A 13,479-nucleotide genomic window follows, 5' to 3' on the forward strand; every position below is an offset into this window, starting at 1 on the left:
GGGCAACAGGAAAAGCAAAAATATGTGTAAGCAGCCCGCGCATCTAAATTGGTCTAGGTCGATTATCGAACCACCTCTGGCCTGTTGTCTATCCTAACCAAGAAATGAAAAGAAAAGAGCTTAAAATCGGTCGCCGCTATTCTGGCAAATCCTGGCAAATATTTGTAATTATTGCCTTCATCGCCGCCGCTCCCTTTGCTATTTTTTATCTGATTGCCTTGGCTTATCTTTGGCAAGGCGATCAACTTTTGGCCGCGGGGGAGAAGGAATCGGCTCTGTCTGCTTACCGAACAGTTTTATCTTTTCACGAAAATTCGGCCCAAGCCCATATAAAAATCGCTCAGGTCTTACAAAGTCAAAAACGCTATTCTGAAGCCTTAAAAGCCTATAATCATGGCTTTATCGTTAACGATAAACCACCGATGGAACCCTCCCAAAGTAATTATTTAGTGGCTTTGGGAGACATCTTCGCGCAAGAGGAAAAATGGTCAGAGGCACTCGATGCTTACCAAAAAGCAATTATCATTAAACCAACTTTTAAAGCGCAATTTCAGCTAGGAAAAGCTCTCTATAGTTTACAACGTTGGGATGAGGCAGCGAAAGCTCTGCAAGCAGCGGTTTTTCTCGATCCTAGTCAGGGAAAAGCCTATTTTTATCTGGGAAAGGCCTACAGTGAACAGCAACTCTGGCCAGAGGCCAGTTATGCCTATCAGCAAGCTCTAGAATTGATACCTAGTCAGGGTGAAACCTACAAAAAATTAGGAGAAACCCTAGCAAAACAGGGAAAATGGCAGGAAGCAGAGCAAATATATCGACAGGCTTTAATTTACACCCCTAAAGATGGGGATATTTATAATTATTTAGGCAAAGCTTTAGCGGAACAGGGAAAACTAGGGGAAGCGATGGCAGTTTTTCAACAGGCGCGCCAAATTAGCCCCAAAAATGCCGAGATTTACGAAAATCTCTGTTATATCTATATCAATAGCGGTCAGATCGATGAGGGTCTAAATTGGTGTCGGCAGGCCGTAGAAATCGATCCCAATTTATCAGAAGTTAGATTTATTTTACAGGAAATCCAACGGGGACGATTAATTCACGACAATCCCGAATTATTAAAAATGCCAGAGATAATTCCCAGTGTTAAGAGTGATCCTCTGGTGAATTTAAAACGCTCAATTGTTAAAATTGTCATTCGTGGCAAAAATAACAATGGTATCGGCACTGGTTGGTTATTACAACGAGATCAAGATACAGCTTGGATCGTGACTAACCGCCATGTGGTTACGAATTACCGTCAAGAAATCGATGCAGGGGCGCGCATTTTTGTCGAGTATTATAGCCAACCACCCAAGGGAAAAATTCCCAAGCGTTCAAAAGCTAAAATTCTCCACACTACCCCCCCTAACGACTGGCTCGATTTAGCAGTATTAGAGGTAAAAAATCCCCCCCCAGATTTAAAACCTTTAGCTTTAGCACCCCTACCAATTGCCGCTAATCAATCAGTAATCTCGATCGGTAATCCTTTTAATCAAAAAGATTGGACTGTCAGCAAAGGCACTGTTAATGATAATAACGAAAAATCCTTAAGTTTGTCCATGTTTGTCGTTTCTGGACAGTCGGGAAGTCCAGTTTTAAACGATAAAAATCAAGTGGTGGGAGTGATTTCCCAAGCGAGTTTATTTTGTGCCAATCCCTCTACTCCTAAACCCCTAGAAAATGCCGTTAAATTGGGCTGCGGTTTCGCAATTCCCATTGACAGGGTGCGAGAAAGGTTAAGGGAGTGGGAATTATGAATTGGCAAGTGGGGTGTGGGGAAGTGGGGAAGTGGGGAAGTGGGGAAGTGGGGAAGTAGGGTGTGGGGTGTGGGGAAGTGGGGTGTGGGGTGTGGGAAGTATAAATAAAAATAATCTCCTGTCTCCTGTCTCGGAGTCTCCTGTCTCGGAGTCTCCTGTCTCCTGATAACTGCTATGCTACTCTAGGCAGAAAACCATTCGATCGAGATCACCGTGGCTAATCAAGAAGCAACTTCCCCCGCTATTCGTACCCCTTTATATGACCTAATTGCCCAACAAACCAGCAAATTTACCCCTTTTGCGGGTTGGGAGATGCCGATACAGTTTAGCGGCCTAAAAATCGAACATAATGCTGTCCGCAATGGTGTCGGGATGTTTGACATTTCCCACATGGGCAAATTTATCTTAACTGGAGATAATCTGGTTCAATCTCTCCAAACCCTAGTTCCCTCTAATTTAGCCCGTTTAAGGGCAGGAAAGGCACAATATAGCGTTTTACTTAACCCAGACGGTGGCATCATCGATGATATTATCTTTTACTACCAAAGCGAAAGCCAAGGCGTATTAATTGTTAATGCCTCAACCACCGATAAAGATCGAGAGTGGATTTTAGGCAATTTAGAGGGTTCGGGGGTCAAATTAAAGGATTTATCCCGAGAAAGGGTCTTAATCGCCCTGCAAGGACCCAAGGCAGCCACAATTTTACAGCCCTTGGTTGGGGAAAAATTAAGCGATTTTGGCCTATTTAATCACTGGGAAAGCCAGCTTTTCGGGGAAAAAGTTTTTATCGCTAGGACCGGTTACACGGGAGAAGATGGTTTTGAAATTATGGCCGCTCCTGAAATCGGGCAGCGACTTTGGACGGAATTCTTAAATTTAGGGGTGACTCCCTGCGGTTTAGGAGCGCGGGATACCCTGCGTTTAGAGGCAGCTTTAGCCCTTTATGGACAGGATATCGACGATAGCACGAGTCCCCTAGAGGCAGGCTTAAATTGGTTGGTTCATCTGCCAGAAAAAGGCGATTTTATCGGTCGCAATGTCCTCGAAGACCAAAAACTTAATGGTGTGAATCGGCGCTTGGTGGGATTGCAGATGTCCGGCAAACATATCGCCCGTCACGATTATCCGGTAGTATTCGCTGGGGAAGTGGTGGGTAAAGTCACCAGTGGCACTTTATCACCAACTTTAAACACAGCGATCGCTTTAGCCTATCTTCCCACACCTTTCGCCTCGATCGGACAGGCGATCGAAGTAGAAATCCGCGGCAGCACCTACCCCGCTACCGTAGTCAAAAAACCCTTTTATAAAAGTAAAAAGTAGTGGTTTGTTTCAGCTAATTTGGTGTATTAGAAAAATGCTATAAATTCTATAATCTAAGACTTTAAGCCGAAATCTATTGCCCTATTTTAGCTGAAACAGTCCAGTAGGGTGCGTTACGCTGCGCTAACGCACCAACCTAAAGCACCGAGAAAAAAGGAGCAATAATTTGGTGGGTTACGGCGAACACAAAATCAATACTAAACTGTAGCAGTTACCGTCGCCTAACCCACCCTACAGCTGAATCCTGAAAATGCAATCCGTAGACTTTACCACCCTCAGCGCCACTTGTGCCGAAATTGCCGCCACTTGGCTGCCGGCGAGACTAGAACAAGTGTATCAAATTGATCGCCAAACGATCGCCCTCTATTTACGAACCTTCGATCGCAAGGGATGGTTAATTATTTCTTGGCATCCCCAAGGGGCGCGGCTGCATATTGGTGATCCACCGCCAAAAGTCCCTGATACCTTCACTTTCAGCGATCAATTGCGTCATCAACTCAATGGTTTTGCGCTGACAAAATTAGCATTTGTTGCCCCGTGGGAAAGAGTCATCGATCTACAATTTGCCCAACGTCCCGATGATCCGGCACTGTGGCATTTGTATATAGAAATTATGGGCAAATATAGCAATGTTATTTTAACTGCGGCTGACAATCAAATTGTCACCGTTGCCCATCAAGTCAATGCCACCCAGTCCAGTGTTCGCACCGTACAAACGGGACAAATCTATCAACTACCCCCCGTTTTATTGGCAACAAATCCCAGTTTAGAAGAATCCTTGAGCAGTTGGCAAGCTAGAGTTAGTTTAATCCCTAAAACTATCGAAAAACAGTTAGTTAGTACCTATCGTGGGGTTAGTCCGGTCATCGCTCGATCGCTGTTGCAAAAAGCCAAAATTAACCCGAAATTAAACACGGATCAGTTAGATAATACTGATTGGGAAAAGCTCTTTTCAGTTTGGCAAGAATGGTTAAAAATGCTCGAAAAGAAAACCTTTCAACCCGGATGGACAAGAGAAGGTTATACGGTGATGGGTGGGGAGATACTGGCAGCGGCTAAAAATGTTCAAGAATTATTAAACCGTTATTATAGCGACCAAATTAATCAAGAAAGCTTTCGACAACTACAGCAAAAATTAAATCAAAAAGTCATCTCTTTACTGACTAAACTGCAAACTAAAGCGGCGGGATTTCAAACAAGACTAGCAGAATCTGCTCATGCCGATCGCTATAAAGAGCAAGGGGATTTATTAATGGCAAATCTGCAGCAAATACAGCAGGGAATGAACGGCATTACTTTGGCAGATTTCCAGACAGGAACACCTGTAATTATTCCTCTCGATCCCGAAAGAAATCCCGTGCAGAATGCCCAATATTTTTATAAACAACATCAGAAATTAAAAAGGGCCCGGTTAGCGGTGGAACCTTTATTAGAGGAAGTGGTCAGTGAAATTAATTATCTCGAACAAGTGCGATCGAGTTTAAGTCAACTAGAAAATTATAGCAGCAGCGAAGATTTACAGGCATTAGACGAGATACAAGAAGAATTAATCCAACAAAAGTATCTAGAAAGCAATTACCAGCGTAATCGGACGAATAATAAAGAATCTGAACCCATGCGCTTTATTACTCCCTCTGGAGTAGAATTATGGATTGGCAGAAATAACCGTCAAAATGATCGGCTAACTTTTCGTAGCGCCAGCGATTACGATATCTGGTTTCATAGTCAAGAAATCGCTGGTAGTCACGTTTTACTCCGTTTAACCCCCGGTACAGTTCCAGAAGCCGCCGATCTGCAATTTGCCGCCGATTACGCCGCTTATTATAGCCGCGCTCGCCATAGTGAACAGGTTCCCGTCGTCTATACCCGTCCCAAATACGTCTATAAACCCAAGGGCGCAAAGCCAGGTATGGTGGTTTACAAACAGGAAACGGTAATCTGGGGCTGTCCTCAGAGGGTTGAGGATTACCGCAAAAAATAATTTTTTACCAAATTGTTTACTTTTTTTTACACAAAATGGGTATTGTCTGTTACAATTGTTACTAGAGAGACAAATGCAGTTCAGGCGCTTGGGAACGCAAGAACTATATTTCCTCGGATTACAACAACAAACAACAGCAAACCAGTGGTAGCAGCCGATAGTCTCGGGAAAGACACAAAAAACCGACTATTCAGGTGATATTAAAGCGACCACTGGTATTTTATCCTCACCTAACCGGTTCTGTCAGTTTCCTCAACTTTCTTTTCGGTTTCCGAGACTTATTGCCCAGTTGAAAGAGGGATAGTTAGCATCCAGCTTTTTGTAAAGAAATTTAAACTTCACGCATAGTTAAGCCTCTTCGGCCTAAATAAACGACTAGAAACAGTTTTTTTCGGGAGGCCCAGTTTATGGATAGCCCATTAGGGACGATGAACTTTCAACAGACAGAGCTATACAAAAGAATTCAGGCATTTGCCTTGGATCGGCCAGATAGTCAATTATCTTTCAGCCAACGATTAGCAAAAGATAACGGCTGGTCCTTAGGCTATACTCAGAGAGCGATCGAGGAATACAAAAAGTTTATATTTCTAGCCGTTGCAGCAGGACATCCGGTCACGCCATCCGACCAAATCGATCAAGTTTGGCATTTACATCTGACCTATACGCGATTGTACTGGCAAGAGTTCTGTCCCAAAATTTTGCAAACCACATTACATCACGAGCCGACTCGTGGGGGTTCATCCGAGCAATTAAAATTTGGCAGTTGGTATAGCAAGACGCTAGAAAGTTACGAACAGTTTTTTGGACATATTCCTCCAATAGATATTTGGCCTAAACCCAAAGACCGATTCGGGCGAGATTTGCATTTTATCCGGATCAACACTCAACAAAGCTGGGTTTTGTCAAAACCTAATTTGACAATCTTCTTGAAACCACAACTGCGAAAAATAGGCATCTTTACCTTTTTAGCCTTCCTTTCACTGATGATAACTGGCTGTCAGATAATCTCCCAAATTCCTAACCCAATGAATTTTACAGGTCCGGAATTTTTAACCTTCTATATTTCCCTAGTAGTGATGGGAATCGCTTTGGCAGCCTGGCTACGTTTTTCCCTGTGCCTAGTTAGCACTAATACAAAGCAGCAACCTGATTTAAATACTTACGAGATAGCTTTCTTGGCGGGTGGCAATCATCGCCTGATTATGGCCGCAATCACCAGTTTGGTAAAACAAGGCTATGTGGAGGTATTAAAAGAAAAATCACCATTTGGAAGAACACAAAGCAAACTGGTGGTGACAGGAAAGATCGATGCTATTGCCGATCCTGTAGAAAAGGCGGTTGCACAAGATATTTTGGCCACTGATGGGGCAATTGAACAGGTTTTCCGGAAGTCTACAGGAATGAAAGATAGCATTCGTGCCCGCCTAGAACAACTTGGTTTGTTTCTGAGCGATGCCCAAGCATTGAAAGCGCAAATTTATCCATCATTGATTGTGGTTATTCTTCTAGGAATAGGCTTGTGCAAAATGGCTGTGGGAATTTCTCGCGATAAGCCAGTTGGTTTACTTCTCATCTGTATATTTGGGCTTCTAGTTTTGGGAGCAAGGTTTTTTGTCAAACCACAGCGTCAGCGCAGCCGTTATGGAGAGATCATTTTTAATGATTTAACAAATCGCTTACAACATTTAAAAACAGCCAATAGCAGCGATTCTGAACTTGTACTTGCGGTTGCGTTGTTTGGAGCAACAGTTCTGATGGCGGATATGGCTTTAGCAGACTTGTATCAAATGCTGACTCCCATAGCCGCTGCTAGTAGCGGCAGTGGTGGCGGCAGTGGCGGCAGTGATGGCGGCAGTGGCGGCAGTGATGGCGGCAGTGGCGGCAGTGATGGCGGCAGCGGCGGTTGTGGCGGCAGTAGCGGCAGTGATGGCGGCGGCAGTGGCGGTTGTGGTGGTTGTGGTGGTTGTGGTGGTGGTGGTTGTGGTGGTGGAGGTTGATTGAGTTCAAGGCTATTAACAGCCGCTCGATCGAAGCGTGATGCCGAACCGCGAACTCCGTTAAATTTGTCTGTTTTTAGCGGAAGTTCCCCCATACAGATTCTGCCACAGCAGAGGTTGTCGCTTTTTGTCAAAGGGAAACTTCCGTTGAACATTCCCGCCACCGTAGCTCTGTTAATTTTTGCCTTAATCTCCTCTCTGGTTTGATTGCTTACTGCCATCAGCCGAAAAAACCCTCCTGGAACAGGGAATTTTATCGCCTCTACTTAACCCGAACTGGGGTTAAATAGCCATTTTTCAGGAGAAAAGCGCTCAGGGCAGCGGGAAAGTCTGGATATTTGCCGATCGCTGTACTTTCGCCATAGATATCGAGACCCCAATCGGAGTTTTTATCGTAATTAGCGAGGAGAAATTGCCAAGCTTCTTGGTATTCTCCTAGGAGAATTTTTTGGGCGACATAACCGGCCAAAATGCCATTAACTTCGGCTTTTTCTTTTTTAGCTAACTGAAAGGCTTTCAACATTGCTGCTAAAGTTTTCCTTAATTCTTGGGGATATTTTCTAGTGACATCCGCTAATTTACCCTGTTGAAAAGTATAAATTTTGGAGGGAGGAAAAGAGGCGGCGTAGGAACTAAAAGCATATAAAAAAGCATTATCAACGGTGACAAATTCATAATTATTATCTCCATCTAAATCTTCAAAGGAACCACCACTACCATCTAAAAAACCCGTTTCTTCTCTAATAAATTTATCTTTTTGCCAAGTATAAATTACCAAAGATGTGCAGCAATGTGCGCCGCCGCTATAGGTGGAGACGATAATCTCATCGATGCCATTATTATCTAAATCTCGTAATTCGACATAGCCGGATCCAAAGGCACTATAGCCGCTATTTTCCTGATAAATTTGCTCGTTATAAAAGATTTGATAAGAAACATTATTAATATCATAATTATCATCAACTCTCTCGTTTAGGTCGATGGGTTGATAGCTAACTTGTACCTTAATTTTCCCCGATCTAACCACTTGATTTGTTAGGGGTTGACCGGTATCAAAATCGAGTTTAGTCACGGCTAAACTCGCAGCTGCATTGCCCAAAAATTGAGATAATAAGCAGAAAATAAAGCAAGTTTTGCTAATATTCATCGGCCGATTCACAGAGAGATTAATTTCAGTGTAAGTAGCTGGTTATAATTAAATTAAAAATGGATTTTAGGTTCGATCCCCCCTTAGTCCCCCCTTAATAAGGGGGGCATCTGAAAGTTTTTAATACCCACCTACTTATCTTACTTATTTTTACCGACAATCAGCCGTTAACTTTTCGAGAAAAACTATCTAGGGCTGGCTGAATAAATGTGAAATGTAGGCAAGGTAAGGGCTTTGTGGCTTTACGAGCGAAACAGGTGCAAGATTTTGAGAGAATCGTCGTTCAAAACCTGGCGTCTTCATCGGCCCGCGTCCTGTAGGGGCGAAGCATTTGGGCATAACCTATCGGTGAAACCGTAGATTTTCTAACCGAATGCTTCGCCCGTACTTTTTCAGCAAACCCTATCTATTCCAAAGTTTTAACGCTCAAAACTTGGGGGGGTGTGGCATCGGGGGGATAGAGAAAATCGAGATTAATGTCGCGTCTGGCTCCGGGGGGAAGTTCCACCTGTACTAAAGCTTCTCCCTGTTGTCCTTCCCGTTGAACGAGATGGAAAAAACGTTCCTCGGTGCGTCCCAGTGCGTTACGATAGGTAACGCGCACTGCACCCCGGAAAAATACCGGTCCCTGGACGGGTTCAACAAATAGCAAGCGATCGAGATAATTGTCTTCTTTAATTGGGGTTTGAATACTCAAAGCCACCACCTGGGTTTTGCTGGTATTGTTATATAGAGGTAAAGTCAGATAGTAGTGAACACCGTAGTTACCGTGAGCTTTGAAAGCCGTATCGGGATAACGCACTAACATGGGGGCGCTTTGAATTTGTCTGGTTCCGAAAGTAGCTGCTGTCACCGTACTTAAAGGATAGGCAAAAGCTTGACCGGGTTGAGGAATGGTGAGATTAATTCCCCCTTTGGGATCGACAATGCGGGTTGCCCATTCCGAACCGACAGAAATTCCGGCTACGCGACCATAAAAATTTCTTCTTCCAGGGAACCATTGATCGGGGGGAGTGGGGGGAAAATCGCGAGGAGCGGCTAAATCACCTCTAACTAATAGGGTACGCCATTCCTCTAGGGTAGGGGGACGAAAGGTTTCTATTTCCCGATCTTCGATTTTGACTTTTTGGGGAACTTCGTAGAGGGCTAAATTGGCCATATAGACCGGTCCATCGCTGTAGAGACGCAGGAGGGTCGAGCGGGCGCTACTTCTGGGGATAACCAGATCGAATAGCATCCGACTTTGGCCTGGGGGAATGACGATCTGGGTGGGAAATTGGGTATCATGGCGACGACGCATGATATCGCTGGCTAAACGGGAACCGGGACCGGAAAAAACTCGGCCGTTGGGATCTTCCACCAGAGAGGGTAAATCGACAAAAGGGGCATCGGCGGAGGTGACGTAACTGACTCCTTGCAGGATGCGGATAACGAGGTTTCTGGAGGTGGGATTAGTAACGATCAGGCCCTGGTGTAAGTCGCGATTGGGATCGGTTTGACGGGCGATGTGGTGGGTGAAAACGTCAAAACGTCCTTGTAGGGGATGATTGAGATGGGCTATGGGAAAACGTTTTCCTTTGCCGGGGAAAGTAGAGAGGAGAATTCCCTCTTTTTCTACGATTTCGGGACTATTGCTATTAAAAACCAGCACATCATTCAGTTGACCGGGCAACTGACGCACTTCCTGATATTGGGTGACTAATTTCCTCTCTATCTGGGGCAGAACCGAGGCGGACTGAGCTAAAAGAATAGTGGGTAAGAAAGAAAGCATAGAGATTCTATATTTATAGGATCTAATTAAGGGTGAGTCGATGGAGATATGAAGTTATACAACAATATAGGCGAGGGTGTCCGGGCGATCGATAAAGAATCTTAATATATTTTTCAGGCCTGATCAAGCCATGTCAGGGGTGATGTGAGCTAGGGGCGGTTTTCTAGGTTAGCAAGGGAGAATACCCCTTGCTATTGCCGATTTTAACCGTTACGTTGACAGTGACGGGAGCTGCTCACCCTAGCTTTAAATTTCGCCGCGAATTTCTTCGACGATGCCATCTCTAAGGACGAGTTCTACATTCATTTTTGCTACTAAGTTATCGCCTTTTTCGACCCGGAAAAAACTTTCTAGTTGTGCTTGGGCGACTTCTTGATTGAGTTCCAAGAGTTGTACCTGTTGCAATTGTTGCAGATACTGGTTTTTTTGTTCGAGAAACTCACTTTTCTGTTGATTGACTTGGATTTGAATATTGTCAATCTGTTGGGCAGCCGCGGGGGGTAAGGGGATCAGACTCTGACGCTGAATTTCGGCGATCGCTCTTTGTCCTTGGGTTTCTAATTGTTGAATTTGTGCGTCAATTTGAGCCATTTGTGCTTGTAATTGCTGTTGTGCTTCTTCTTTCCAGCGCGGAGTCACGATGACTTTAATTGTCACCGGGCGCTTCAGTAATAAACTGGTTTGTGCGTCATCCATGATTTGCTTATCCTAAAAAGGTCTTTTTGTCAAGGGGTTAGGGAATATTTGCCGGAAATATTTACTTGGCAAACATCTCGTTAATCATATCGCGATAGCGTTGCGTTACTACCGGTCGTTTAATCTTTAAAGTTTGGGTCATCATGCCGTTTTCTTGGGAAAAAGGCTCTAAAATTAACTCAAAGGTTTTAATCTGGTCATCGGCACGATAACTGGGCCGATTTCTTACCTCGCGCTTTAATTCTTGTTGGTAGAGAGCTAAGACTTTTTTGCTGTAGAGATCGCTAGAAAGAATCGTTGAGCGATCGCTGTGAAGATCGGGTAAATTTAAGGATATTTTCTGTTCTTGCGCCCAATTGGCCAGTATATCAAGATTAGGCACGATCAAAGCCCCCAAAGCTTTTTGATCCTGTCCCACTAGCATAATTTGGGAGATAAAGGGACTGCGTAAACAAGCATCTTCAATCGGTTGCGGTTCGATATTTTCACCATTGCTCAAAACAATTGTATCTTTGGCCCGTCCGGTTAAGACTAAATCCCCGGCAGCGGTTAACCAACCAATATCACCGCTATCAAACCAACCATCGGGAGAAATCGCTTTTTCGGTTGCTTCGGGTTTTTTATAGTATCCCTGCATCACCTGCGGACCGCGAATCAAGACTAAACCGTGTTTTTCTGTCGGTAAGACTTCTTTGCTGTGTAAATCGACAATACAGATTTCTGTCTGAAAGACGGGACGACCGGCAGACCCGCGCAGGTTATGATCGATACGACGGACGGTAGCGACGGGAGAAGTTTCTGTCAGTCCATAACCAACTAAAATCGGGATTCCCGCAATCTCATAGAAAGTATCTAGATGTCTGGCTAAGGAACCACCGCCACTAACCAAGATTTTAACTTTATTTCCCACTGCTTGGCGAATTTTGCTATAAACTAGCTTATCACCGATGGCATGGAGGGGATAGAGTAAGAGGGATTGAATTCTTGCTTTTAGTCTTTCGATCCCGGAAGCGTGAAGGTGATCTAGACTGAGATTATCGGCGATACGTTTAGCAATAACGTACTTTTCCGACTTTTCTAGCAAAAATCGCACTAATTTCTGTTTTGTGGCCGGTTGTTCGCTAAATTGTTTTTGGATACCTTCGTAAAGGGATTCCCAAAGACGGGGAACTCCCACCATTAATTGCGGACTAAATTGCTTTAAATCCTGCTTAAAAGTGCGAATACTGGTATAAATCTGGGTGCAACCCTGAGCTAGACTGAAATACTCACAACTGCGCTCGTAGGAATGCCATGAAGGTAGTATACTTAAAACTCGATCGCCGGGATCCGGTTGAAAGATAGCATTTAAGTTGCGTACCTGATGCAGCAGATTACCGTGACTTAACATCACCCCTTTTGGTTGTCCCGTCGTTCCCGATGTGTAGATGAGGGTAGCCAGATCATTTTCGCTCTTGGTGATGGGTTTAAGGGTGTTCTCAGCCCCGATCGCCATTAGTTGCTTGAAATTTAAGGTCTGCACGGAAATCGCCCCAGTAGCGGGGTCTTCGTCGGTGAGCAGCACGATTAATTTTAGGGGCAATTCAGGGATTTTCGCCAGCAATTTCCCTAAAGTTTTGTTATTTTCGACAATCAGCGTCTGACTGTCACTATCGGCCAGAATATAGGCTAATTCCTCTGCATCTGCTTGAGCAGATCGTACCGCGTTGGCGGCCCCGGCTGCCATGGAACCTTGGTCGGCAATAAACCACCGGGGACTATTATCGGCAAATAAAGCGACATTTTCGGTTTCTGTGACTCCTAATGCTTGTAAAGCGGCGGCAAATTGCTGAATTTGTTGATAAAGTTCCCGATAGGTGAGAATTACTTCCGGTTTACTGTGGGGATCGTGCAGAGCGATAATATTGGGGAAACGTTGGGCAACTATTGACCAAACTTCGGGTAAAGATTGAATATTTGAATAGTCAATTAGGGTTGTCATAGCAGTAGTTATAGTGGGTTACAAGGGTAATAGCATATAGATTAACCATTCGAGGCTCTTTTTGCTGGTTCTCCTAGACAGTATTTCAACAGGTATCTAGTCCTGCAAAGTTAATTTCCTAGTCGAGACTCGGAGAGAGGAGACTTTTCAGTTATCAGTGAACAGTGAACAGTAATCAGGGAATGTACTGTTACTTAATACTGCTTACTGATTACGGAAAAGGCTAACGGCTTAGATGTATAATTAATTTTGCCTAGGTACTGAAATATAGTTGTAACTATCATAAAAAACGATGATTGCTTTATCTAAATATAATAATCTCACTCCAGAAGAATATCTTCAGTTTGAAGAAAAAAGTCCCATTAAACACGAGTATATCGATGGGCAAATTTACGCCATGGCAGGGACGACTGATACTCATAATATTGTTTCGGGGAATATATACACAATTATTCGTAATCATTTGCGGGGTTCCGATTGTCGGGTTTATTTTGCCGATGTGAAAGTCAGATTAGAGAAACGCAATCACTTTTATTATCCTGATATTATTGTCACCTGTGATGACAGAGATAGAGAAACCGCTACCTACAAAAGTTTTCCTAAATTGATTATTGAAGTTCTCTCCGATTCCACAGAAGCTTTTGACAGGGGTGATAAATTTAATGATTATCAAACTCTAGAAAGTTTAGAGGAATATGTCTTAGTGAATAGTAAACACCAACGAGTGGAAACTTTTCGACGGGGTGAACAGGGTTTATGGATTCTGCAAACCTATCAGCAAGAAAGTTTTAGT

Annotated in this window: 9 protein-coding genes; 5 read left to right on the forward strand and 4 right to left on the reverse strand. The window is 43.9% G+C overall.

The window, feature by feature from the left end; genetic code table 11:
• Positions 1-104 precede the first annotated feature (104 nt).
• The 4 genes from IM477_RS14405 (at position 105) to IM477_RS14420 (ending at position 7,091) form a co-directional block, all read left to right on the forward strand.
• On the forward strand, positions 105-1,793 hold the full coding sequence (locus tag IM477_RS14405) for a serine protease (RefSeq protein WP_287732264.1): 1,689 nt from the start codon (positions 105-107) through the stop codon (positions 1,791-1,793).
• A 213-nt stretch (positions 1,794-2,006) separates the two neighbouring features.
• Positions 2,007-3,113 (forward strand): glycine cleavage system aminomethyltransferase GcvT, encoded by a 1,107-nt coding sequence (gcvT, locus tag IM477_RS14410; protein WP_287732266.1) that lies wholly within the window; start codon positions 2,007-2,009, stop codon positions 3,111-3,113.
• 250 nt (positions 3,114-3,363) lie between these two features.
• Positions 3,364-5,094, forward strand: coding sequence for an Rqc2 family fibronectin-binding protein (locus IM477_RS14415; RefSeq protein ID WP_287732268.1), 1,731 nt, complete (start codon positions 3,364-3,366; stop codon positions 5,092-5,094).
• Between the two features lie 407 nt (positions 5,095-5,501).
• Entirely contained in the window at positions 5,502-7,091 is a 1,590-nt protein-coding gene (locus IM477_RS14420) for a TIGR04222 domain-containing membrane protein (RefSeq protein WP_287732270.1), read from the forward strand.
• 262 nt (positions 7,092-7,353) lie between these two features.
• On the opposite strand, the gene IM477_RS14425 is transcribed toward IM477_RS14420, so the two are convergent.
• The 4 genes from IM477_RS14425 to IM477_RS14440 form a co-directional block, all read right to left on the reverse strand.
• Positions 7,354-8,238, reverse strand: a complete 885-nt coding sequence (locus IM477_RS14425; RefSeq protein WP_190721303.1) for a hypothetical protein — start codon at positions 8,236-8,238, stop codon at positions 7,354-7,356.
• 406 nt (positions 8,239-8,644) lie between these two features.
• Positions 8,645-10,009 carry a DUF3370 domain-containing protein gene (locus IM477_RS14430; RefSeq protein WP_287732273.1) on the reverse strand — a complete coding sequence of 455 codons (1,365 nt, stop codon included), beginning with the start codon at positions 10,007-10,009 and terminating at the stop codon, positions 8,645-8,647.
• Between the two features lie 246 nt (positions 10,010-10,255).
• Positions 10,256-10,705, reverse strand: a complete 450-nt coding sequence (locus tag IM477_RS14435) for a YlqD family protein (RefSeq protein ID WP_002756613.1) — start codon at positions 10,703-10,705, stop codon at positions 10,256-10,258.
• A 61-nt stretch (positions 10,706-10,766) separates the two neighbouring features.
• On the reverse strand, positions 10,767-12,686 hold the full coding sequence (locus IM477_RS14440) for a long-chain fatty acid--CoA ligase (RefSeq protein WP_287732275.1): 1,920 nt from the start codon (positions 12,684-12,686) through the stop codon (positions 10,767-10,769).
• A 292-nt stretch (positions 12,687-12,978) separates the two neighbouring features.
• On the opposite strand from IM477_RS14440, the gene IM477_RS14445 reads away from it, so the two are divergent.
• Positions 12,979-13,479: Uma2 family endonuclease (locus IM477_RS14445; RefSeq protein WP_287732277.1), on the forward strand; the 501-nt coding region annotated here is incomplete at its 3' end.

Source organism: Microcystis sp. M090S1 (genome assembly GCF_020246295.1).
Taxonomy (GTDB): Bacteria; Cyanobacteriota; Cyanobacteriia; order Cyanobacteriales; family Microcystaceae; genus Microcystis; species Microcystis aeruginosa.